18 protein-coding genes are annotated in these 22,557 nt (G+C 75.0%); 9 read left to right on the forward strand and 9 right to left on the reverse strand.

The genetic code is table 11. The features are described 5' to 3' along the window. Nucleotide 1 precedes the first annotated feature (1 nt). The gene (nudC, locus tag AC1DWH_RS13105; RefSeq protein ID WP_477094047.1) at nucleotides 2-979 is read right to left on the reverse strand and encodes an NAD(+) diphosphatase; all 978 of its coding nucleotides are present in this window, start codon (nucleotides 977-979) and stop codon (nucleotides 2-4) included. A gap of 98 nt (nucleotides 980-1,077) precedes the next feature. Here nudC and AC1DWH_RS13110 point away from each other — a divergent pair, with 98 nt between their 5' ends. Continuing rightward, complete coding sequence (locus AC1DWH_RS13110; protein WP_477094048.1) at nucleotides 1,078-2,019, forward strand: phosphotransferase; 942 nt, start codon at nucleotides 1,078-1,080, stop codon at nucleotides 2,017-2,019. Further along, entirely contained in the window at nucleotides 2,016-2,714 is a 699-nt protein-coding gene (locus tag AC1DWH_RS13115; protein WP_477094049.1) for a tyrosine-protein phosphatase, read from the forward strand. Before AC1DWH_RS13110 ends, AC1DWH_RS13115 begins: the two co-directional genes overlap by 4 nt. Before the next feature lie 133 nt (nucleotides 2,715-2,847). On the opposite strand, the gene AC1DWH_RS13120 is transcribed toward AC1DWH_RS13115, so the two are convergent. The 3 genes from AC1DWH_RS13120 to AC1DWH_RS13130 all read right to left on the reverse strand — a co-directional run bounded on the left by AC1DWH_RS13120 (nucleotide 2,848) and on the right by AC1DWH_RS13130 (nucleotide 10,537). Beyond that, nucleotides 2,848-6,504, reverse strand: coding sequence for a UvrD-helicase domain-containing protein (locus AC1DWH_RS13120; RefSeq protein ID WP_477094050.1), 3,657 nt, complete (start codon nucleotides 6,502-6,504; stop codon nucleotides 2,848-2,850). Continuing rightward, nucleotides 6,501-9,689, reverse strand: a complete 3,189-nt coding sequence (locus AC1DWH_RS13125; RefSeq protein ID WP_477094051.1) for an ATP-dependent helicase — start codon at nucleotides 9,687-9,689, stop codon at nucleotides 6,501-6,503. Before AC1DWH_RS13125 ends, AC1DWH_RS13120 begins: the two co-directional genes overlap by 4 nt. Before the next feature lie 65 nt (nucleotides 9,690-9,754). Then, complete coding sequence (locus AC1DWH_RS13130; protein WP_477094052.1) at nucleotides 9,755-10,537, reverse strand: DUF3152 domain-containing protein; 783 nt, start codon at nucleotides 10,535-10,537, stop codon at nucleotides 9,755-9,757. A gap of 221 nt (nucleotides 10,538-10,758) precedes the next feature. Here AC1DWH_RS13130 and AC1DWH_RS13135 point away from each other — a divergent pair, with 221 nt between their 5' ends. Next, the gene (locus AC1DWH_RS13135) at nucleotides 10,759-11,427 is read left to right on the forward strand and encodes a TetR/AcrR family transcriptional regulator (protein ID WP_456845246.1); all 669 of its coding nucleotides are present in this window, start codon (nucleotides 10,759-10,761) and stop codon (nucleotides 11,425-11,427) included. 88 nt (nucleotides 11,428-11,515) lie between these two features. Then, nucleotides 11,516-11,746: a DUF3107 domain-containing protein gene (locus AC1DWH_RS13140; RefSeq protein ID WP_456845250.1), complete on the forward strand. Its 231-nt coding sequence runs from the start codon at nucleotides 11,516-11,518 to the stop codon at nucleotides 11,744-11,746. 100 nt (nucleotides 11,747-11,846) lie between these two features. On the opposite strand, the gene AC1DWH_RS13145 is transcribed toward AC1DWH_RS13140, so the two are convergent. Then, nucleotides 11,847-12,557, reverse strand: coding sequence for a ferritin-like fold-containing protein (locus AC1DWH_RS13145; protein ID WP_456845245.1), 711 nt, complete (start codon nucleotides 12,555-12,557; stop codon nucleotides 11,847-11,849). Nucleotides 12,558-12,890: 333 nt separating this feature from the next. On the opposite strand from AC1DWH_RS13145, the gene AC1DWH_RS13150 reads away from it, so the two are divergent. Continuing rightward, nucleotides 12,891-14,621, forward strand: a complete 1,731-nt coding sequence (locus AC1DWH_RS13150) for a DEAD/DEAH box helicase (protein WP_477094128.1) — start codon at nucleotides 12,891-12,893, stop codon at nucleotides 14,619-14,621. A 57-nt stretch (nucleotides 14,622-14,678) separates the two neighbouring features. Here AC1DWH_RS13150 and AC1DWH_RS13155 read toward each other — a convergent pair whose 3' ends face one another. Together AC1DWH_RS13155 and AC1DWH_RS13160 are read right to left on the reverse strand one after the other, a co-directional pair. Continuing rightward, nucleotides 14,679-15,302, reverse strand: coding sequence for a MarC family protein (locus tag AC1DWH_RS13155; RefSeq protein ID WP_456845244.1), 624 nt, complete (start codon nucleotides 15,300-15,302; stop codon nucleotides 14,679-14,681). Then, a complete protein-coding gene (locus AC1DWH_RS13160; protein ID WP_477094053.1) occupies nucleotides 15,299-16,141 on the reverse strand; it encodes a PHP domain-containing protein in 843 nt (280 codons plus the stop codon). The genes AC1DWH_RS13155 and AC1DWH_RS13160 overlap by 4 nt, the downstream gene beginning before the upstream one ends. A 38-nt stretch (nucleotides 16,142-16,179) precedes the next feature. On the opposite strand from AC1DWH_RS13160, the gene AC1DWH_RS13165 reads away from it, so the two are divergent. After that, nucleotides 16,180-17,703: an aminopeptidase P family protein gene (locus tag AC1DWH_RS13165; protein ID WP_477094054.1), complete on the forward strand. Its 1,524-nt coding sequence runs from the start codon at nucleotides 16,180-16,182 to the stop codon at nucleotides 17,701-17,703. 202 nt (nucleotides 17,704-17,905) lie between these two features. Here the strand turns inward: AC1DWH_RS13165 and AC1DWH_RS13170 are convergent, their stop codons facing one another. Next, nucleotides 17,906-18,604 (reverse strand): YflT domain-containing protein, encoded by a 699-nt coding sequence (locus tag AC1DWH_RS13170; RefSeq protein WP_477094055.1) that lies wholly within the window; start codon nucleotides 18,602-18,604, stop codon nucleotides 17,906-17,908. 120 nt (nucleotides 18,605-18,724) lie between these two features. On the opposite strand from AC1DWH_RS13170, the gene AC1DWH_RS13175 reads away from it, so the two are divergent. From AC1DWH_RS13175 to AC1DWH_RS13185, 3 genes are read left to right on the forward strand one after another with little or no spacing between them, the layout of a single operon-like run. Then, nucleotides 18,725-20,035 (forward strand): magnesium transporter MgtE N-terminal domain-containing protein, encoded by a 1,311-nt coding sequence (locus AC1DWH_RS13175; protein ID WP_477094056.1) that lies wholly within the window; start codon nucleotides 18,725-18,727, stop codon nucleotides 20,033-20,035. Next, complete coding sequence (locus AC1DWH_RS13180) at nucleotides 20,028-20,609, forward strand: DUF1003 domain-containing protein (protein ID WP_477094057.1); 582 nt, start codon at nucleotides 20,028-20,030, stop codon at nucleotides 20,607-20,609. The genes AC1DWH_RS13175 and AC1DWH_RS13180 overlap by 8 nt, the downstream gene beginning before the upstream one ends. A 29-nt stretch (nucleotides 20,610-20,638) precedes the next feature. Next, nucleotides 20,639-21,778: an Mrp/NBP35 family ATP-binding protein gene (locus AC1DWH_RS13185; RefSeq protein ID WP_477094058.1), complete on the forward strand. Its 1,140-nt coding sequence runs from the start codon at nucleotides 20,639-20,641 to the stop codon at nucleotides 21,776-21,778. A gap of 4 nt (nucleotides 21,779-21,782) precedes the next feature. On the opposite strand, the gene AC1DWH_RS13190 is transcribed toward AC1DWH_RS13185, so the two are convergent. Continuing rightward, nucleotides 21,783-22,442 carry a dihydrofolate reductase family protein gene (locus AC1DWH_RS13190; RefSeq protein WP_477094059.1) on the reverse strand — a complete coding sequence of 220 codons (660 nt, stop codon included), beginning with the start codon at nucleotides 22,440-22,442 and terminating at the stop codon, nucleotides 21,783-21,785. Nucleotides 22,443-22,557: the final 115 nt, after the last annotated feature.

Below are 22,557 nucleotides of genomic sequence, written 5' to 3' on the forward strand. Positions count from 1 at the left end.
CTCAGAGGGGTCCGCCGAACCACTCCTCCACCAGCGCCCGGGCGATCGACGCGCGCCCCGGCGGGATGACCTCGCCGGCCCCCACCGCCGCAGCGAGCTCGTCGCGGGAGAACCACCGGGCGTCGGTCAGCTCGACCCCGTCCACGGTGACCTCCGTCGAGGTCGCCGTCGCGCGGAAACCGAGCATCAGCGACGCCGGGAACGGCCACGGCTGGCTGCCGCGGTAGGACACGTCGCCGACGACGACGCCCGTCTCCTCCGCCACCTCGCGCCGCACGGCGTGCTCGAGCGACTCCCCCGCCTCGACGAACCCGGCCAGCGTCGACCACCGGCCGGCCGGCCAGTGCGCCGCGTGCCCCAGCAGCAGGCGGTCGTCGGCGTCGACGACCGCCATGATCACCGCAGGGTCGGTGCGCGGGTAGTGCTCCGAGGCGTCGACGAGGCAGACCCGGATCCACCCCGACTGGCCCAGGCGCGTGGGTGCGCCGCACCGGGGGCACCGGGGGTGCCGGGCATGCCATGAGTCGAGGGCGACCGCCGTCGTCGCCAGGCCCGCCTCCTGCGGGGACAGCACGGCGCCGATGTCGCGCAGCGACGCCCACGCGAGCCCGTCGCGGAGCACCGGCTCCGCGCTCGTGGCACCGCCGTCCTGCACGCCGTGCACCAGGACGTCCGATGCCTCCCCCACCCGCGGCGCCGGCCGGCGCTCGGGGACGCGGCGCGCCAGGTACACCTCGTCGGCGTCGCCGCGGCCCAGCAGGAGCCACTCGCCCGGCTCGGGCAGCAGCTCCGCGACGTCCGCCGGCGTCAGCAGCGCGACCCGCGGTTCCGGGGTCGCGACGACCGCGCCGTCGCAGACCAGGAGCACGCGCGTCGTCTCGTCGGCGAGCGCGGCGGGCACGAACGCGTCGTCGACGCGCAGCAGCGCGGCACGGTCGATGCCGGCGCGGGACAGCGGGAGGTCATCCGGAACGATCACGCGGTTACGGTACGCGGCCCCCGGAGAGGGACGAATCGGACGGAGACACGCCGGGCCACGCGGACGGCTCAGCCCGGCGGCCCGCCTATCCTGGGCGCGTGGTTCGATCCCCTCTCGCCCTGGCCGCGCTGGCGACCGTCGCCGTCCCGGGACTCGACGCCTTCGACGTCCGACGGCCCGCCCAGCCCGGGTCCGACTTCGACACGGCCGTCGTCATCGACGCCCACCGCAACCGCTGGGTGGTCCGCGCCCCGCAGCACGCAGCAGCGGGCGCCGCGCTCGAGGCCGAGGTCGCGGTGCTCAGCAGGCTCGCCGCCGAGGTCGAGCGCGGCACGCTCCCGTTCGCTGTGCCGGCCCCCGTCGGCTTCGCCCACCTGCCCGAGGGCGGCCGCGCGGCCGTGCACCCCGAGATCCCCGGCGGGACCCTGCGGCTCGAGCACCTCGCACCCGGACCGGGCCTCGCCGCCTCGCTCGGACGCGCCATCGCCGCCGTGCACGAGCTTCCGACCAGCCTCGTCGAGGACGCCGGGCTGCCCGTGTACGACGCCGGGCAGTACCGGGAGCGACGCCAGGCCGAGGTCGACGAGGCCGCCAGGACCGGCAAGGTCCCGCCCGCCCTGCTGCGGCGCTGGGAGGAGCGGCTCGAGGACGTCGCGCTCTGGCGCTTCCGGCCCACGGTGACGCACGGCGACCTCACCAGCGACCGCGTGCTCGTCGCCGGGGACGCCGTGACCGGCGTGCTGCACTGGGGCGACGTGTGCGTCGCCGACCCCGCCGACGACCTCGCGTGGCTGCTCGTCGCCGCCGTCCCCGAGGTGACCGACTCGATCATGGAGGCGTACCAGCTGCGCCGGACCGAGCTCACCGACCCGCACCTCGCCGACCGCGCCCTGCTCGCCGGTGAGCTCGCACTCGCCCGCTGGCTGCTCTACGGCGTGCGCTCGCAGGACCAGGACATCATCGACGACGCCGTGGGGATGCTCGAGGACCTCGACGCCCACACCCGGCGGGACGCCGAGGCCGAACCCCTCATGGCGTGACCGATCGATCGGTCACCTGGGGCGGGCTGCACAACGCGCGCGACCTCGGTGGGCTGCCCGCGGGTTCCGGGACGACCAGGTTCGGCCGCGTGCTCCGGGCGCCGCGGCTCGACGGGCTCGACGAGCAGGGCTGGGAGGAGCTCGTCGCCGCCGGCGTGCGGACGATCGTCGACCTGCGCAACCCGCACGAGATCGCGCCCCTGGAGCTGCCGAGCGGCGTCACCCGGTACCACCGCCCGGTCGAGGTGTGGGAGGACCGTGGCTTCATGGCGCGCTGGGGCGACCACCTCAACTCGCCCGTGTACTACCGCGCGAACCTCGAGGCTTGGCCCGAGCTGATGGTCGCCGTGGTCCGGACCATCGCCGACGCACCGCCGGGCGCGGTCGTCGTCCACTGCTCCGCCGGCCGCGACCGGACCGGCCTGGTCACCGCTCTGCTGCTCTCGCTGGTCGGTGTCCCGGAGGACGAGATCGTCGACGACTACGCGCGCAGCGTGGTCGCCATGAACGAGCACGCCGCCGCGGGACGCAGCGACGAGGTCGCCCTGAGCGGGCCCGAGCTCCGCCTGTGGCTGGACGAGGTCACCGGGCACCTGCGCGACCTGCTCGCGGGGCTCGACGTGGCCGAGTACCTCGACGTCCATGGTGTGACCGCCGACGAGCTGGCACGGGTGCGCGCGCGGTTGCTCGACTGAAGGCCGGCACCCGTCGGCACGTCGGCGAACCGCGCGAGCGCCGTCGACGCATCGGCGAACCGGCCCGGGCTCCTTCGACTCGGCGCGCCCGTCTGCCCCACCGCGCCGGCCCGTCGCCGTCGGTCGGGCTCCGTCAGTCCGTGTCGAAGAGCGTCGGGGACGTGGTCGGTGCCGGGCGGCGGCCGGGCGACGCGTTCGAGCCCTCCCAGCCCGGTCGGCGCCGGCCCGGACCGTTCACCTTGGGGGCCCGACGGTTGGGGCGGGGTCCGACGACGGCACCGGCGGCCTGCGGGTCCTGGGTGGCCGCCTGCAGCAGCGCGGTGATCTCGGACTCGTCCAGCAGCCTCTCCGGGTAGATCGTGACGCCCGCGCCGACGTAGCAGAAAGCCGCGCGCACCCGGTCGACCGGCGTGCCGGTCCAGCGCGACCACGCGAGCCGGTAGACGGCCAGCTGGAGCTCGCGGGAGGCACGGGCGGCGTCGTCCTTCGGGGGTGCGCCCGTCTTCCAGTCGACGACGACCACGGCGTCGGCCGCAGTCCGGCCGTCGGAGTCGATCGACGTCTCGCCGTCGCCGCCGGCCGCGTCAGCGTTCGTCCGCTCGACGTCCGGGAACACCGCGTCGATCCGCGAGCGCAGGACGTAGCCGTCGACGGAGGTCTCGATGTCCACCTCGACCGCCACGGGCGAGCGGTCGGCCCACTCGGTGGCGAGGAAGGCGTCCCGCAGCGCCTGCTCGTCCAGGTCCAGCGTGGCCGAGTCGTCGTCCGCACCCGGGAGCGCGTCGACGTCGACCAGCGACGCGCTGCCGTACCAGCCCTCGACCCACGCGTGGAACCGGGTGCCGCGACGGGCCTGCGGCGACGGCTCGGCGGGCACGGGTCGGCGCAGGTGCTGGGCGAACTCCGCGGGGTCGCCCTCGAGCCTGACCAGCGCGGACGCCGACAGGTGCGCCGGGAGCTCCACCTCGCCCGACGGTGTGCGGGCGCGCTCACGCTCCTCCAGCAGCCGCTCGGCGAGCACGTCCCACGGGTGCTGCGGCGAAGACTCGGGCGTCGCACCGGTCGGGTCGACCGGTGCGTCGCCGGGGGCGTCGCCCTGGCGCGCCTCGACGAAGGTCCGGTCGTCGGCGACACCCTGCCGCGCCATGGCGGCGCGGACGTGCTGGGCCGCCGCCTCGACGAGCGCCCGTCGCGTCGGTCCCGTCTCCGTGCCGGCGGGGTCGGCCGCGAACGGGTCGGCCGGCCACGTCGCCGTCAGCGTCAGCGAGGCGCGCGGGTTCGTCCCGTCCTCGCCGGGCGCGTCGTCCCAGCCCTCCGTCTCGACCAGACCGGCCTCGGCGAGCTCGGTCAGGAACGTCGAGACCTTGCGGACGCGCGAGCCGTCCCCCCACCACGCGGCCGTGAGCAGAAGGTCGGACCGGGCACGGGTCAGGGCCACGTAGGCGAGCCGGCGCTCCTCGGCGACCTCGTGGTCACCGGCGTCGAGGACGAACCGCTTGCGGCGATCCTCCAGGTCCTTCGGGTCCGCCGCGCCCGCGTAGGCGAAGACGGGCAGGTCGTGGCGGTCGCCACGCAGCGGGTACGGCAGGGAGCCGAGCCCCGTCAGCCACGCCGAGTCCTTGGGTCCCTCCTTGCCCTGCGTCGGCGTCGCCGGCAGGCCGCCGTCCACCAGGCCGGCCACGGCGACGACGTCCCACTCGAGCCCCTTGGCGGCGTGCACCGTGATCAGCTGGACCGCGTCGGGGTCCGGCTCCGAGACCGGCATGTCGAGGCCGTTCTCGCGGGAGTCGGCCGCCTCCAGCCAGGCGAGGAAGCCGCCGAGCGAGGGGTGGTCGGCCGAGCGGGCGAACTCGACGGCCACGTCGCGGAACGCGTCGAGCTGCGCGCGTGCCCGCCCCGGCGACGTCCGAGCGCGCGCCGCGACCTCGATGTCGAGCCCGAGCAGGCGCTCGGCCTCGCCGACGAGCTCGGGCACCGACAGGTACGTGTGCGCCCGGAGCACCCGCAGCGTCGCGGCCAGCTCGCCCAGCCGCGCACGGCCCACCGCGCTGAGCGTCCGACCTCCGCGACTGGTCCACCCCGCGGCCGGCAGCTCGGAGATCGCGTCGAGCGCGTCCACGATGCTCCGCTCGTCCACCGCGTCCGCCTCCACGACGACGTCGGCCGGCCCGACCCCGCCGGCCGCGCCGGCATCGACCCGGGCCCGCGTGCGCGACGTGCCGCCGTGTCGGGCCGCGAGCTCGCCGGACCACGCGGCGAGCGCGTGCAGGTCGGACGCGCCCAGTCGGGTGCGCGCGCCGGTGAGCAGCCGCATCAGCGCGTCGCCGCGCGACGGGTCGTGCGCGGTCTGCAGCAGCGCGACCAGGTCGACCACCTCGGGCGCGGAGAGCAGCCCCCCGAGCCCCACGACCTCCACCGGCAGGCCGGCGTCGCGCAAGGCCCGGCGCAGGGGCTCGAACTGGGACCGCTTGCGGCAGAGCACGGCGGCCGTGACCCGGTCGCGTCCCGGACCGGCCGGCTGCCACCGCTCGCGCACGAACCGGGCGACCGCCCGCGCCTCGTCCTCGAGCGTCTCGGCGACGTGGGCGTGCACGCGGCCCTCGCCCGCGCCGGGTCGGGCCTCGAGCACCGGCACGGCGACCCGGGTGGCCGACGCGCGCAGGGGGCCGGCCACCTGGTTGGCCGCCGCCAGGATGAGCCGGTCGTTGCGCCACGAGGTCGAGAGCTGGTGCACGTCGGCGGGCGCGCGCGTGCCGTCCTCGCGGACCTGCGGGAACGAGGTCGGGAACCCCTCGAGCCCGCCCGCGCTCGCCCCGCGCCAGCCGTAGATCGACTGGTTCGGGTCCCCCACGGCGGTCACCGGGTGCCCGCCGCCGAACAGCGCGCCCAGCAGCGTGAGCTGCGCGTACGACGTGTCCTGGTACTCGTCGAGCAGCACGACGCGGAACCTCTGCCGCTCGCCCGCGCCCACCTCCGGCACGTCGCACGCCAGCCGGGCGGCGAGGGCGACCTGGTCGCCGAAGTCGATCGCGTCGCCGGCCCTCTTGCGCGTCCGGTACTCGGCCACCAGGTCGAGCACCCGGACCCGCTCCCCCAGCGACCGCAGCAGCTTCTTGACGTCGGCGTACGGCTCGCGCGGCGGCGTCCCCGGGGGCGTCGCGGCGATCGCCTCGAGGATGCCCTCGATCCCGGCGCGCGCACCCGCCGCATCGAGGAGGTGCTCGTCGAGCGCGCCGGACAGCGCCAGCACCGCCTCGATCACGGTGGAGGTCGCGGCGTCGGTGTCGAGGTCGTCGCTCCACGCCTCGACCACCTCGGCCGCGAGCTGCCACTGGGCCGCCTCGCCCAGCAGCCGGGCCGACGGGTCCAGCCCGAGCCGCAGCGCGTGGTCGGCCACGAGGGAGGCGGCGTAGGAGTTGTAGGTCGAGATGGTCGGCCGGGACAGCCCCGCGAGCGCGTCCCCGCGGGCCGGGTCGAGGCCCCCGGCCAGGGCGATGCCCTCCGCGGTGGCGGCGCGGGCGAGGGTGCGCAGGCGACGGCGCACGCGTTCGGACAGCTCGCCGGCGGCCTTGCGCGTGAACGTCAGGCCCAGCGCCTGGTCCGGCTCGACGATGCCGTTGGCGAGCAGCCACACGACGCGCGCGGCCATGGTCTCGGTCTTGCCCGACCCGGCGCCGGCCACGACCAGCGACGGCCCGAGGGGCGCCTCGATGACGAGCCGCTGCTCGGGCGTCGGCGGCGGCTGGCCGACCAGCGCGGCGATCTGCGCGGCGGTGAGCAGGACGGTCATGCGACCACCTGCCCGCCCTCGCCGCGGACCGGGCACGAGCGCCGGACCGGGCAACGGTCGCAGAGGTCGTTCGCGGTCGCCTCGAACGTCGACGCGGCCATCCGCTCGGCCACCTGGTCGACCATCGTCCGCGCCCAGCTGGGGCCGTCCACCTCGGGACCGAGCGGCTCCTGGGTCCGCAGGACCGCGGAGGCGCCGGTGCCGAGGAAGACCAGCTGCGCGCCGCCGCTGGTCGCGCCGTCGGGCAGCCCGTCGAACGCACCGGCGTCGACGGCGAGCTGGTAGGCGCCGAGCTGCGGGTTCTCGGCGGACTTGCTGACGCTGGGCGGGCTGGCGCCGGTCTTGAGGTCGACCACGCGGACGACCGGTCCCGCGGCGTCGTCCTGCACGAGCTCGATCCGGTCCGCCGATCCCCGCAGGGTCGCGCGGTCGGTGTCGACGGAGAACTCCCCCTCGACCAGCAGCGGCTCCCCCGCGGTCCGCAGGTACACCGCGAGCCGGTGCACCATCGCGTCGGCCTTGCGGCGGGTGGCGAGCGCGGGCCAGCCGTCGCCCAGGCCCAGCTCGCCCCACCGGCGGTCGAGAGCCTCCGACAGCTCGGCCTCGGTCCCGCGCGGGTGCTCCTGCGCGATCGCGTGCAGCAGCGTTCCCAGGCTCTGGCCGCCGCTGGCCGAGGCGGTGCCGCCGGCGGCCTCCAGCGCCCAGCGCAGCGCGCACCGCTGGGCGGTCTCGACCTTGGACGGGCTGACGGGCACACGCTCGTCCGCCGCCCAGAGCGGGGCGTCGCTCGAAGGGGCGGCCAGGCCGTGCCACTGCGCGGGGTCCGCGCCGGGCACCCCGGCCGCGGCGAGCCGGGCCAGCGTCGCCGCGGCGGCGGGGTCGGGGTCGACGTCGTCGAGCAGCGCCTGCTCGAGGTGCGCCCGCAGCTGCGCGACGAGTCCCCGCAGGTCGAGCGGCGCCGGGACGCTGGTCCGGCGGGGGTCGACCTCGTCGTCCGCCGGGTCGACCAGCTCGAGGAACGGCGACGGCTGGTGGTCCGCGTCGTCCACCGCGGTCACCAGCAGCGCGCGGCGGGCACGGGAGCACGCGACCACGAACGACCGCAGCTCGTCGGCCAGCACGGCCTCGCGGGCCGCGGCACCGTCGGACGCTCCCGATCCGGCGCGGCCGGCGACCACGTCGACCAGCGCCTGCGCGCCCAGCAGCGAGTCCCGCAGGCGCAGGTCGGGCCACGTGCCCTCCTGCACCCCGGCCACGACGACGACGTCCCACTCGCGCCCTGCCGCACCCGCGGGCGTCAGCACCTGGACGGAGGCCCGGCGGGCGCGCGCCGCGAGCGAGTCCGAGGGCAGGTCCTGCGCCTGCAGCCAGTCCACGAACGCCCCCGGCGTCGAGCGCGGCATCCGGTCCACGAACGTCTCGGCCGCGCGGAACAGGGCCAGGACCGCATCCAGGTCGCGGTCCGCGCGCTCGCCCGCCGCCCCGCCCGCGAGCGCCGACCGGCGCCACGGCTCGGCCTGCTCGGCCGCGTGCCACAGGGCCCACAGAACCGTCTGCGCGTCGGCGCCGACCACCGCCGTCGCCCGGCGGCCCGCGGCCAGCACCCGGGCGAGCCGGGCGATCGGGCGGGCGACCGGCGCCACGTCCTCGTCGTCGGCCGACAGCGCCTCGACCAGCAGCGCGTCGCTGGTCCGCCCGCCGCCCGCGCCCAGCTCCTGCGCGCGCAGGGCTCGACGGACGCGCCGCAGACCCACCGTGTCGAGGCCGCCGAGCGGCGAGCACGCCAGGCGGGCCGCCGTGGTGGCGTCGAGCGGCACCGCGCCTACGCAGATCCGCATCGCGTCGAGCAGCGGCCGGACCGCGGGCTCCTCGCGCAGGGGGACGTCGCTGCCGAGCACGCTCACCGGCACGGACGCCCCCGCCAGGGCGCGCCGCAGGGCGGTGACCTGCGCGCCCGACCGGGCCACGACGGCCATCTCGCCCCACGGCACACCCTGTTCGACGTGAGCGCTGCGAAGCGTGTGCGCGACGAACGCCGCCTCCTGCGCCGTGCTGGGCAGGATCGCGACGCGCACGTCGCCCCCGCCGGCCCGGGCCGCGGTCGCACGGCGGTGCTGCACGCCGCCGACCGCGCCGACCCGTTCGGCGATCCGCCCCACGACGGCCCGCAGACCCGGGTCGTGCCGCCACGCGGTCCGCAGCACGACGGTGCGGGCCCCGAGCTCTCCCGGCCCGGTCCCGTCGACACCCGCCCGGCCGACGAGCGAGGGCGTCGCGCCGCGGAACGTCTGGACGGCCGCGTCGGCGTCGGCGAGCAGGACCGTGCGGGCACCGTCGTCGGCGAGGGCCCGCAGCAGCCGCGCGGTGGCCGACGTGCTCTCCTGGTGGTCGTCGACCACGACCAGGCTCCAGCGCGGCCGCAGCGCGCCCGGCACCTCGTCCTCCCACGCCAGGAGGGCCTGCGCCGCCTCGTCCACGACGACGGCCGGGTCGAGCCGGGCGCCCAGGTCGGGCGTCCCGGTGCGCAGCTGGACGACGTCGAGGTACTCCTCGTACAGCCGCGCGGCGGCGGCCCAGGCGGGTCGGCCCTGCGACTCCGCCAGGGCGGCCAGGTCCACGGGCGTCAGGCCGCGCTCGGCGGCACGCATGAGCAGGTCGCGCAGCTCGTCGCGGAACGGGCGCAGGCCCAGCACGTCGGGGCGCACCTCGGGCGGCCAGGCCAGCGGCACGCCCTCGCCGGCCGCGTGGCCCGCCAGCAGGTCGCCGATCAGCAGGTCCTGCTCGGCGCCGGACACGAGCGTCGGGGCGGGCTCGCCCAGCAGGGAGGCACGCGACCGCAGGATCGAGAACGCCGCCGCAGGAGCCGTCTGCACCAGCGGGCGGCCGGACGTCCGGCGCAGCCGGGCCGAGAGCCGGTCCCGCAGGTCGGCCGCCGCGCGCCGGCCCGACGACAGGACCAGCACCTCCTCCGCGGACAGGCCGCCCTCGACGGCCGCGACCACGACCTCGAGCGCCACGGTCGTCTTGCCGGTCCCGGGGGCACCGAGCACCAGCAGCGCGCGGTCCGTGGCCGCGACGGCGGCCGCCTGGTCGGCGTCGAGCTCCACCGGTGCACCGGGGCCGTCCGCCGGGACGTCCGCGAACGCGGGGCGCACGAGGCGCAGCGCGTGCGCAGAGGTGGTCACGCGGACGATCCCATCACGAGCCACCGACACCCTCGGCGTCCGACCCGCAGGTGTCGCTCAGCCCGTCAGGGGAACGGCCAGGCGTTCGGGGTGCAGGGCGCCACGCGGTACGACTGCTGCTGCATCACGGGGGCCGGCTGACCTGCGCCGGGGCACTTCGCGTGCGGGTGGCCGAGCAGGTGCCCGACCTCGTGGTTCACCAGGTACTGCCGGTACAGGGACTTGTCGAAGGCGTACTCGTCGGTCGCCTCGACCCAGCGGCGCAGGTTCAGCGCCGCGTGCCCGGCCCGGCCGCACGACACCTCGCCGTCGGTACGCAGCGGCGCGCAGAGGCTGTCGACCGTCGTGGGCGAGGCCAGGAGCACGCGGATCTCGGCGTCGCCGTCGGTCCGCGCGAAGGACAGCGAGCCGTCGCCGCCCCAGCCGCGCGGGTCGTTGAGCGTGGCCATCACGGTCGCCGCGAACGCGACCCCGTCGATCGCCAGGCCGTCCTCGACCTCGACCCGCACGGTGCGGACCGTGCCGGTCCCCGGACCCGGGTCGGAGCCGGCGACGACCGTGAAGGTGCCCGCGCCCGACTCGGGCACGTCGACCGACAGCAGACCCGCGGCCATGTCCTGGGACGTCAGCCCGGGCGGGAGCGCGAAGACGCTGGGCGCCGGCTCCGAGGGGAGCATCCCGGGCGGCGCCTCGACCGGGTCCAGGATGCCCGGCAGGCGCCCGTCCGACATCCGGCTCTGGGAGCCGTCGCGGTCGAGCAGCGCGTTGTCGTCGACGGGCAGGGCGGCGGCGCTCGACGACGGCCCGATCACGCCCTCGACCATGGCGGCGGCCTGCGGCGACCCCACCACCCACCAGCCTCCACCGGCGCCGAGCGCCAGCCCGAGGCCGACGGCGACGAGGGCCGGGAGCAGGCTGCGCCCCGCGCGGGATCGGTGCCGGTGCGACCGGGGCGGACGACGACGGGGGCCCGGCGCACGCGTCGGTCCCTGGCCCGTCCGGAGTTCACCCGGAGCCGTCACCCGGTCATCGTCGCATCCCTGACACATCCCGTGGCTACCATCACGGGATGACGGACGGGACAGACGACTCGACCCCGAGGGCCCGCAGCCCTCGGATGGCTCGCGACGAGCGTCGCGCCCAGGTCCTGCGCATCGCCCAGGAGCTGTTCTCCTCCGAGGGCTTCCACCACGTCTCGATGGACGACATCGCGGACCGCGCCGAGGTCAGCAAGCCGGTCCTGTACCGCCACTTCCCCTCCAAGCTCGACCTCTACCTCGCCGTCGTCGACCAGAACGGCGCGGACCTCCTCGTGGCCGTCGACACCGCGGTGTCCGGCATCGAGCAGGGGCCGGTGCGCCGGGGCGACGGTCGCGACGTCATCGCCGCGATCGTCAAGGCCTACATCATGTTCGTCGAGGGCGCAGGAGAGTCGTCCGCGCTGCTCTTCGAGTCGGACGTCACGCACGACGCCGACGTGCGGGCCCGGGTCGAGCACGCGTCCTCCGAGGCGACCCGCCGGATCACGGTCGTCCTCTCGCAGGTCACGGCCCTGTCCCTCGACGACGCAGGCATGCTCGCGGTCTCCCTCATCTCCATGGCGCAGGGCGCGGCGACGCACCGGCTGCGCCAGCCGTCGGACGTCGGACCCGAGCGCACGGTCGAGCTGGTGTCCCAGCTGGCCTGGGGCGGGGTGTCCGCGCTGATCCGGCCCGACTTCGTCTACGAGGACGCCTAGGATCGGACGACGTGCCACGGCCCACCGGGCTGAACGCAGTCACGGGTACGACCCGAGAACCACAGCGTGGAGTAAGGACGTGAAGGAGATGACGGTGGAGATCACCATCGGCGTGCAGAACCTGCCTCGGGAGATCAGCCTGGAGTCCGACCAGACGCCGGACGAGGTCGCCGCCGCCGTGGCAGCCGCCCTGAGCGGCCGCCCGGCCCTGGAGCTCGTGGACGTCCGCGGCCGCCGGCTCATCGTGCCGACGGCGGGCATCGGCTACGTCGAGATCGGCTCCGAGTCGAAGGGCCGCGTCGGCTTCGGCAACATCTGACGCGACTCTGGCGCGACGTCCGACGCGACGCGACGCGACGAGAGCCCCGTACGGAGACGATCTCCGTGCGGGGCTCTCGTGTGCTCGGGCCGGGAGGTGCTCAGGCCGTGAGGCCGAGGCGGCTCATGCGCCGCGTGTGCTGCGCGGTGAGCTCACCGAAGAGCTTGGTCGGCGGGTTGGGCGGCGCGGCGTCCAGGTTCGCGGAGCCCAGGGCCACCAGCCGGACGAGGGCGGGGCGCTGCACCAGCAGCCGCTGCACGACGCCGAGCGCCTCGCCGACGAGCCGCCGGCCCCACAGGGCGAGACGCGCGGTGAGCACGCCGTCCTCGGCCCCCGCGGCGTCCAGCTCGGCCACCGCGAGCTCGGCGTGCGAGGCGTCGTCGAGCACCTCGAGCACGACGGCGCGCGACCCCTCGTCGAGCCCCTCCGCGGCCAGCCGGCAGAAGTCGTCGGCGACGCCGTACCCGACGTAGGCCTTCAGCAGCCGCTCCCACCAGGAGCTCGGCTGCGTCCGGGCGTCGAAGTCGTCGAGCACGTCGTGGTACTGCCGCACGGCCGCGACGGGGTCACCGCCGATCGCGGTGATGCGGGCCAGGACGCGGTCGCGGCGCTCGACGGCGGCGGCCGCGAACCGGCTGAGCTCGAGGCTCTGCTCGATCGTCGGGGCCAGCGTGGAGTCGGCGGCGAGGCGGGAGAACGCGACGTGCTCGAGCTGCGCGACGAGCCCCAGGAGCTCCACGGCGTCGGCGAGCTCGAGGGAGCCCGGCGCCGGGATGGCCTCAGCACCGGTCCGTGCGTGCGTCGTCGTCATCCGAGGATCGTAGCCCCGGCGGGGCGTCGACCGGCTGGTCGGAGCGGTCGGATAGACTGTGCACGTAATTCGGTTGCCCGGTCGTCTCGGTTCCCCAGTTTGTTCGACGATCAGACCTATTCTCGCGCAGCCCCGGACCCGTCCGGACGACGCTCGCGAGTCGACTTTCACGATCGGCTGCCGGCCAACCCGCGTGGTGAACTCCGCTGTCGCCCGGGACGCTCCGACACCCGTCGGCCCCGGCAGCGCGCGGCCCACCACCCTTCGCAGTGAAGAGTCTTCGTGACCACCACCGACGAGACGCCGGAGCAGGTCTCTGCTCTGGCCGAGCCCATGACCCGTCCCCTGAAGAACACCTGGTCCTCCGTGCAGGCGGTGGAGGCCTCGTTCGCGGACTTCGACGTCCGCCCCGAGATCGTCCAGGCGCTGGCCGACGCCGGCATCACGCACCCGTTCCCCATCCAGGCGATGACCCTGCCGGTCGCCCTGTCCGGCCACGACATCATCGGCCAGGCCAAGACCGGTACCGGCAAGACCCTCGGCTTCGGTGTCCCGCTGCTGCACCGCGTGGTCGCCCCCGGCGAGGAGGGTTACGACCAGATGGCCCACCCCGGCAAGCCGCAGGCGCTCGTCGTCGTGCCCACCCGCGAGCTCGCGGTGCAGGTCGCCGGTGACCTGGCCACCGCCTCCTCGCGCCGGTCGGTCCGCGTGCTGCAGGTCTACGGCGGCCGCGCGTACGAGCCCCAGATCGCCGCGCTGAACAGCGGCGTCGACGTGGTCGTCGGCACGCCCGGGCGCATGATCGACCTGCTCAAGCAGAAGCACCTCGACCTGTCGCACGTGAAGGCGGTCGTGCTCGACGAGGCCGACGAGATGCTCGACCTGGGCTTCCTGCCCGACGTCGAGACCCTCCTCGCGGCCACGCCGGCGAGCCGCCACACCATGCTGTTCTCGGCGACCATGCCGGGCGCCGTCGTCGCGATGGCGCGCCGCTACATGACGCAGCCGACGCACATCCGCGCCGCGGACCCGGACGACGACGGCCAGACCGTCAAGAACATCAAGCAGGTCGTCTACCGCGCGCACGCCCTGGACAAGGTCGAGATGCTGGCCCGCATCCTGCAGGCCCGGGGCCGCGGCCTGACCATCGTCTTCGCCCGCACCAAGCGCACGGCCGCCAAGGTGGCCGACGACCTGGTCGAGCGCGGCTTCGCGGCCGGCGCGCTGCACGGCGACCTGGGCCAGGGCGCTCGCGAGCAGGCCCTGCGGGCGTTCCGCCACGGCAAGGTCGACGTGCTCGTCGCCACCGACGTCGCCGCCCGCGGCATCGACGTCGAGGCCGTCACGCACGTCATCAACTACCAGTGCCCCGAGGACGAGAAGACCTACCTGCACCGCACGGGCCGCACCGGCCGCGCGGGCGCCAAGGGCACGGCCGTGACGTTCGTGGACTGGGACGACATCCCGCGTTGGGGCCTGATCGACAAGGCGCTCGGCCTGGGCATCCCCGAGCCGATCGAGTCGTACTCGAGCTCGAAGCACGTCTACGAGGACCTCGACATCCCCGAGGGCACCAAGGGCCGCCTGCCCAAGGCGCAGCAGACCCGCGAGGGCCTGGGCGCGGAGAAGCTCGAGGACCTCGGCGAGACCGGCAAGCGCGGCGGCGGACGCCCGTCCGGCTCGCACTCCGACGCGATCCGCGGCGGCTCGCGGTCCGGCGACTCGCGTCGCGGCGACTCCCGCTCCGGCGACTCGCGGTCCGGCTCCGCACCCCACAGCTCCGCCCCGCGCAGCTCCGGCCCGCAGACCGAGCGCCCCGCCGACGAGTCCGGCGAGGCCCGCGAGGGCTCCGCCCGTCGTCGTCGCGGGGGCCGTGGCCGCGGTCGCGGCGAGGGCGGGACCGACGTCGAGGGCGCCACGCAGTCGTCCGCACCCGCCGCCGAGCAGGGCGCCGAGGGTGCGTCGACCGGGGGCACGCGGCGCAGCCGGAGCCGTCGTCGCACGCGCAGCGGCCAGGCCGCCGAGGGTGGCGGCACCGCGCAGCCGTCGGCCACCGAGGGCTGACCGGCAGACAGTCGGGACGGGGTGCGGGCTCGACGGAGCCCGCACCCCGTCCGTCGTCTACGCCGCCTTGATGAAGGCCTCCACCGCGTCCGCGACCAGCTGGACGGCGATGGCGGCGAGCAGGAGGCCGGCGATCCGGGTCACCAGGATGGTGCCGGAGTCGCCGAGGATGCGGTGGATGACGTTGGCGAACCGCATCGCCAGGTAGAGCGCGACGTGCACGGCGACGACGCCGAGCGTGATGGCCACCCAGTCGGCGACGGTCTTGTCGGACTGCTGGACGAACACCATGGTGGCGACGATGGCACCCGGGCCGGCCAGCAGCGGCGTGCCCAGCGGGACCAGCGCGACGTTGACCTTGCCGTTCCCCGACGGCTGCGGCTCCTCCATCTTGCCGGTGAGCAGCTCCATCGCGATGAGCAGCAGCAGGAGGCCGCCCGACGCCTGCAGCGCCGGGAGCGTGATGTGCATGTAGTTGAGCAGCGACTGCCCGAACAGGGCGAACGCCACGATGACGCCGAGCGCGACGAGCACGGCCTGCCGGGCCGCCCGGTTGCGCTGGTGGCGGGTCATCGCCCCGGTGAGGCCCAGGAAGATCGGGACGACCCCGGGCGGGTCCATGATCACGAAGAGCGTGATGAAGACGGACGCGAACAGGTACGCGTCGAACACGTTGCTCACGGCCGCACCACCGTCGTCGCCCCCTGCTCCTCGATCGCCGCGAGCACCTCGGGCGCGGTGAGATTCTCCCCCAGCCGGTTGGCCTTGCCGTCCCCGTGGTAGTCGCTGGAGCCCGTGACCAGCAGGCCCAGGCGGTCCGCGATGGCCGTGAGCCGGGCGCGCTGCGCGGGCGAGTGGTCGCGGTGGTCGACCTCGAGGCCGCCCAGACCGGCGGCGGCCAGGCGGTCGAAGACCCGGTCCGGCACGATGTGCCCGCGGGCGTCGGCCCCCGGGTGGGCGAAGACGGGGACCCCGCCGGCGGCCCGGATCGCCCGGACCGCGTCGGGGCCGTCGGGCGCGTAGTGGGGCACGTGGTACGGCCCGTCGGAGGCCAGCAGGTAGGCGAAGGCCGCGTCGCGGTCGGGCACGACGCCGCGCGCGACCAGGGCGTCGGCGATGTGCGGGCGGCCGACGACCACGGCGTCGCTGGACTGGGCGAGCACGTCCTCCCACGTGATCGGCACGTCCCGCGCCAGGAGCTCGACGATCTGCCGGGCTCGGTTGAGGCGGGCGTCGCGCGTGCGGTCGAGCTCGACGGTGAGCGCCGGGTGCGACGGGTCCTGCAGGTAGGACAGCAGGTGGATGCTGATGCCGGCCGCGCGGGCGGAGACCTCGGTGCCCCGGACCAGCGCGATGCCGTGCTCGGTCGCCGCAGCCTCCGCCTCGGCCCAGCCGGCCGTCGTGTCGTGGTCCGTCAGCGCGACGACGTCGAGGCCGGCGGCGGCCGCCGCAGCCACCACCTGCGCGGGCGCCTCGGTCCCGTCCGACGCCGTCGAGTGGGTGTGGAGGTCGATGCGCACGGCCTCACGGTAGCCGGGACGGATGGGAGGATGACGCCATGAGTGACGTGACGCCCGAGACCGCACCCGCCCAGCCGCTCGCCGACCGCGGCAGCAACCGGTCCCAGCGGCCGGGCTCGCCGGAGTTCGTCCGGTGGATCACGTCCGGCTGGGGCGAGCGCCCGTCCTCGACCCTCGGGCGCGGCCCCGCCGCCGACCACACCGCCGCCCGCCGCTCGGCGCTCTCGGCCCAGTTCCCCGGCGACCGGCTGGTCGTCCCCGCCGGCACGTTCAAGGTCCGCTCCAACGACACCGACTACCGGTTCCGCCCGCACTCCGCGTTCGCGCACCTCACCGGCCTGGGCGCCGAGCACGAGCCCGACGCCGTGCTGGTGCTGCACCCGGTCGAGGACGGCACCGGCGACGACGGCAGCGGTCACCGCGCCGTGCTCTACATCCGCCCGCAGGCCGGCCGGGACACCGTCGAGTTCTTCTCCGACGCCCAGTACGGCGAGTTCTGGGTGGGCGCCCGCCCGACCCTCGAGGACCTCGAGACCCTGACCGGGATCACGACGACGCACATCGACGGCCTGCGCGACGGCGTGGCCAAGGACGTCGGCGAGGACGGCGTCCAGGTGCGCCTCGTCACCGACGTGGACGAGAGCATCGACGCCCTGGTCGAGGAGATCCGCGCGACCGAGGCGGCCCACGAGCGCGACGAGCGGCTGGCCGAGGCGCTGTCCGAGCTGCGGCTGGTCAAGGACGCGTACGAGATCGAGCAGATGCGCCTCGCCGTCGACACGACGATCGACGGCTTCGAGAAGATCGTCCGCGCGCTGCCCGACGCGATCGCGCACCCGCGGGGCGAGCGGGTCATCGAGGGCACCTTCGTCGGGCACGCCCGCCAGGAGGGCAACGCGGTCGGCTACGAGACCATCGCGGCCGCCGGCGAGCACGCGACCACGCTGCACTGGATCGACAACGACGGCCAGGTGCGGGCGGGCGAGCTGGTGCTGGTCGACGCCGGCGTCGAGGTCGACTCGCTCTACACCGCCGACGTCACGCGGACGCTGCCGGTCGACGGCACGTTCACCGAGGTGCAGCGCCGGGTCTACCAGGCCGTGCTCGACGCCGCGGACGCGGGCTTCGCCGCCGCCGTCCCCGGCGCCCGCTTCCGCGACGTGCACGACGCAGCCATGAAGGTCATCGCCGAGCGGCTGGCCGAGTGGGGCCTGCTCCCCGTCAGCGCCGAGGAGGCGCTGCTGCCCGAGAACCAGCACCACCGGCGCTGGATGGTGCACGGGACCAGCCACCACCTGGGCCTCGACGTGCACGACTGCGCGGTCGCGCGGGCCGAGCTCTACCTCGACGGCGTGCTGGAGCCGGGCATGGTGTTCACCATCGAGCCGGGCCTCTACTTCAAGTCGGACGACCTGCTGGTGCCGGAGGAGTACCGCGGCATCGGCGTGCGCATCGAGGACGACGTCCTGGTCACCGTCGGCGGCAACGAGAACCTGTCGGCGGCGCTGCCCCGCGAGGTCGACGCCATCGAGGCGTGGATGGCGGGGCTGCTCGACCGCTGAGTTGTCGATCTGGTCTGCCCGTCGGCGTCACTCCTGCGAGGAGGGACACCACCGACACAGGAGGCAGACATGGACGGCATGAACCTCGGGCTCGCACTGCTGTACGCGAGGGGGGCGACGATCCGCGAGGTCCGCAGCGCGTTCCCCGACGCGCCGCAGGTCGAGCCGGGACCGACGCGCCGCGAGCGCCGCGCCGAACGGCTCAGAGCGCGGTCGGCGGCCCGCTCGGCGGCGCGGACGGCCCGGGCCGGTCGGCAGGCGGTCCGCTCGGCGGAGCAGGTGGTCCGGGCGGCCCGACCGGAGGCACGGTCGGCGAGCCCCACGGCTGCGACGCCGCACCCGGCGGGTACGCACCCGACGGATCCGACGGACTGGTGGTGGTGAGCGGCGCGGGCGGCCGCGCGGGCCAGCCGGACTGCACGCCACCGATCTCGCGCAGCAGCTCGCGCGCCTTGTGCGCCTGCTCGGACCGGCACAGCACGGCGTAGGACGACGCGACGATCTGGCTGGTCGACGTGAAGTCCCGCCGCCCGCGCGAGAACGAGTACGTGATCACCGAGAACAGCAGGCCGAACGCGCCGCCGATGAAGATCGCCGGGACGAGCGGGCTCTGCGACCCCGGGGACGAGAACAGGCTGAGCAGCAGGCCGACGAACAGGCCGAACCAGGCGCCGGACAGGAACCCGCCCAGCGCGGCCCGGGGGTACGACAACCGCCCGGTGACGCGCTCGACCATCCGCAGGTCGGTGCCCACGATCGTCACCAGCTGGACGGCGAACGCCTTGTCGGCCAGGTGGTCGACGGCCTTCTGCGCCTCGAGGTACGTGGCGTAGGCCGCGACGGTCTCACCCTGCGGCGGGGTGGGGGTGCGCGGGGGGCGTGCGTTGCCGGAGAACGACATGCGGCGATCCTCTCCCAGGGCCGCGAGGATCGCCAGAGCCTGGCGACGCCCGGGTGACGCGTGGCCGAACAACCGGCGGGGCGGCGGCCCACGGCCGGAGGCCGGTCTAGGCTGGCCGACGTGAGCAGCGTCGGGACCAGGGTGTTCGTCGCGCGCCTTGCCGGGACCAACGTGTTCGACCCCCTCGGTGACCAGGTGGGACGAGTCCGCGACGTCGTCGTGCTGGTGCGCCCCAAGGGCGCGCCCCGAGCCGTGGGCCTCGTCGTCGAGGTGGCGGCGCGACGGCGCGTGTTCCTGCCGCTCACGCGCGTGACCTCGATCGACTCCGGGCAGGTCATCTCGACCGGCCTGGTGAACATGCGCCGCTTCGAGCAGCGCGCCTTCGAGACCCTGGCCGTGGGCGAGCTGCTCGACCGCACCGTCGAGTTCGTCGACGGCTCCGGCCCGGCCGTCATCGAGGACGTCGCCATCGAGCTCCAGCGCAACGGCGACTGGGTCATCTCCAAGGTCTTCGCCCGCCGCGTGCCCGTCGGCGGCCGGGGCATCCTGCGTCGCCGCGGCGAGACGCTGCTGGTGTCCGTCGACGAGGTCACCGGCCTCGGTCAGGCGACCGCGGCCCAGGGCGCGGAGCTGATGCTCGCCCAGTACGAGGACCTCAAGCCGGCCGACCTCGCCGACGTCCTGCACGACCTCGGTCTCACCCGACGGCTCGAGGTGGCCAGCGCGCTGGACAACGAGCGCCTGGCCGACGTGCTCGAGGAGCTGCCCGAGGACGACCAGGTCGGCATCCTGCAGGGTCTGGCCCGCACCCGCGCCGCCGACGTCCTCGAGGCCATGCAGCCCGACGACGCCGCCGACCTGCTGGGCGAGCTCCCCGACGACCAGCAGGCCGAGCTGCTCGAGCTCATGGAGCCCGACGAGGCCAAGGACGTCCGGCGGCTGCTCGCGTACGAGGACAACACCGCCGGTGGTCTGATGACCACCGAGCCCGTGATCCTCGGCCCCGAGACGCCCATCGCCGCGGCGCTCGCGCACGTCCGCCGCCAGGACCTCACGCCCGCGCTGGCGTCGATGGTGTTCGTGGCACGCCCGCCGCTGGAGACGCCGACCGGCCGGTTCATCGGCGTCGTGCACCTGCAGCGGTTGCTGCGCGAGCCCCCGCACGAGGCCATCGGCTCGATCGTCGACACGGACATCGAGTCGATCCCCGTCGACGCCCCGCTGCTCTCGGTCACCCGCAACCTGGCCACCTACAACCTGCTGGCGCTGCCCGTGGTCGACGCCGAGAAGCGGCTGCTCGGCGTCGTCTCGGTGGACGACGTGCTCGACCACCTGCTGCCCGAGGACTGGCGCGAGACCGACGACGAGGGCAACCTCTCGGACGCGAGCCTGCTCGGCGGCGCACCCCGCCCGGGGGTGAGCCGTGGCTGACCGCCTCGACACGCCGCTGGAGTCCCGCCGCCGGTTCATCCGGCGGCCGCAGATCGACGAGGACGCCTCGGGCAAGATCTCGGAGAGCATCGCGCGGTTCCTGGGGACCCCGCGGTTCATCATCTACCTGACGGTCTTCTGCCTCGTCTGGATCGCCTGGAACGTCTACGCCCCCGACAGCATCCGGTTCGACCAGGCGGCCAACGGCTTCACGGCGCTGACCCTGGTGCTCTCGCTGCAGGCCTCCTACGCCGCGCCGCTGATCCTGCTCGCGCAGAACCGGCAGACGGACCGCGACCGCGTGCAGGCCGAGCAGGACCGCCAGCGGTCCGAGCGGAACCTGGCCGACACCGAGTTCCTGGCCCGCGAGATGGCGGCGCTGCGCATCGCGCTGTCCGAGGTGGCCACCCGCGACTTCGTCCGCTCCGAGCTGCGCAACATGCTCGAGGACCTCGTCGCGGACCGCGAGGGCGACGACGACGACCGCGACCGGGAGCGCCCCGAGAAGAAGTCCGACCGCGGGGACAAGAAGCGCCAGCCGCGCGGGGCGGCCGACAAGGCCGCGCGCGGTTGACCCTGCGCACGACACCTACGATGGGCCGCATGCCGGAGCCCACCGACCCGTTGTCCGACGCCGTCCGCGAGGCGCTCTCGCACGTGCTGGACCCCGAGATCAAGCGCCCGATCACCGAGCTCGGGATGGTCCGGTCGGTCGAGGTCGTCGGCGCGCACGCCACCGTCGGCATCGACCTGACCACCCCCGGCTGCCCGCTGAAGGACACGCTGACGCGCGACGTGAGCGCCGCCGCGGCGACCGTCGAGGGGATCGCCGACGTGTCCGTGGTGTTCGGCGTCATGTCGGCCGACCAGCGCGCGGCGCTCAGGACTCTGCTGCGTGGGACGTCGGCCGAGCCCGTGATCCCGTTCGCGCAGCCGCAGTCGCTGACCAAGGTGTTCGCGATCGCGTCGGGCAAGGGGGGCGTCGGCAAGTCGTCGGTCACCGCCAACCTCGCCGTCGCGATGGCGGCCGACGGGCTGAAGGTCGGCATCGTCGACGCCGACATCTACGGCTTCTCGATCCCCCGGATGCTCGGGGTCACGCGCCAGCCGACGCGCGTCGACGACATGCTGCTGCCGCCCGAGGCCTTCGGCGTGCTGGTCGTCTCGATCGGCATGTTCGTGCCGCCGGGGCAGCCGGTCGTGTGGCGGGGGCCGATGCTGCACCGCGCGCTGCAGCAGTTCCTCGCCGACGTGTTCTGGGGCGACCTCGACGTGCTGCTGCTCGACCTGCCGCCCGGCACCGGGGACATCGCGATCTCGGTGGCGCAGCTGCTGCCGTCGTCCGAGATCGTCGTGGTGACCACGCCGCAGGTGGCCGCGGCCGAGGTGGCCGAGCGCGCCGGGTCCGTCGCGGTGCAGACCCGGCAGCACGTGGTCGGCGTCGTGGAGAACATGTCCTGGCTCGAGCAGCCCGACGGGTCCCGGCTGGAGCTGTTCGGGTCCGGCGGAGGGACCCGGGTCGCCGAGAACCTCACGCGCCTGACCGGCTCCGACGTGCCGCTGCTCGGGCAGGTCCCGCTCGACGTGCGCCTGCGCGAGGCCGGCGACGACGGCACGCCCGTGGTCCTGTCCGACCCGGACTCCCCCGCGGCCGTGGCGCTGCGCGACGTCGCCCGCTCGCTCGTGTCCCGCCGGCGCGGCCTCGCGGGCCGCTCCCTGGGCCTGACCCCGGCGGGCCGCTGACCCCTTAGCGGGCCGCGCGCCGGGTGAGGACGAGATGGACGACCCCGGACGGTGACGGGGTCGCCTCGATGTCGAAGCGCTGCTCCAGCCCTTCGAGCCCGTCCCAGAGCCGCTCGCCGCGGCCCAGGACGATCGGCACCAGGACGACGTGCAGGTGATCGATCAGGTCGGCCTCGAGGAACTGCCGGACCGTGCTGACGCCGCCACCGATCCGGACGTCGAGGTCGCCGGCCAGGGCGCGCGCCTGCTCGAGCGCGGCCACGGGGTCGGCGTCGACGAAGTGGAAGGTCGTCCCGCCCTCCATCTCGAGCACGGGCCGGGGATGGTGCGTCAGGACGACGACCGGCGTGTGGAAGACGGGGTCGTCGCCCCACCAGCCGTTCCAGTCCTCGTCCTGCCAGGGGCCGCGCTGCGGGCCGAACTTGTTGCGCCCCATGATCTCGACGCCGATCCCGGGACCCCACGCGCTGGCGAACGCCTCGTCGACGCCGTGGGATCCCTCGGTCTCCCCGTGGATGCCCATCTCGCGGAACGTGCGCGTCTCGAAGGCCCACTCCATCAGCCGTGAGCCGGCGTGACCGAACGGGGCATCGAGCTGCTGACCCTCGCCGGTGCCGAATCCGTCGAGGGAGACTGAGAAGTTGTGCACGCGGACGCGGGACATGTCATCTCCTTCGCGGGTCGCCGACGACCCACGTCCGACCATGGAGGATGCATGCCGAGGTGTGCAACCCGAAGCCTCTGTGTTGAAGTTTGTTTGGTTTCGTGCGAGGCTGTTC

It is taken from the genome of Cellulomonas sp. P2_F12, assembly GCF_056403775.1.

Bases quoted from the DNA above. Each gene is read 5' to 3' on its own strand.
- AC1DWH_RS13190 (WP_477094059.1), bottom strand. From the start codon at position 22,442: ATGTCCCGCGTCCGCGTGCACAACTTCTCAGTCTCCCTCGACGGATTC.
- AC1DWH_RS13170 (WP_477094055.1), bottom strand. From the start codon at position 18,604: ATGTCGTTCTCCGGCAACGCACGCCCCCCGCGCACCCCCACCCCGCCG.
- AC1DWH_RS13145 (WP_456845245.1), bottom strand. From the start codon at position 12,557: ATGACGACGACGCACGCACGGACCGGTGCTGAGGCCATCCCGGCGCCG.
- AC1DWH_RS13150 (WP_477094128.1), top strand. From the start codon at position 12,891: ATGACCCGTCCCCTGAAGAACACCTGGTCCTCCGTGCAGGCGGTGGAG.
- AC1DWH_RS13120 (WP_477094050.1), bottom strand. From the start codon at position 6,504: ATGACCGTCCTGCTCACCGCCGCGCAGATCGCCGCGCTGGTCGGCCAG.
- AC1DWH_RS13140 (WP_456845250.1), top strand. From the start codon at position 11,516: ATGACGGTGGAGATCACCATCGGCGTGCAGAACCTGCCTCGGGAGATC.
- AC1DWH_RS13185 (WP_477094058.1), top strand. From the start codon at position 20,639: ATGCCGGAGCCCACCGACCCGTTGTCCGACGCCGTCCGCGAGGCGCTC.
- AC1DWH_RS13135 (WP_456845246.1), top strand. From the start codon at position 10,759: ATGACGGACGGGACAGACGACTCGACCCCGAGGGCCCGCAGCCCTCGG.
- AC1DWH_RS13165 (WP_477094054.1), top strand. From the start codon at position 16,180: ATGAGTGACGTGACGCCCGAGACCGCACCCGCCCAGCCGCTCGCCGAC.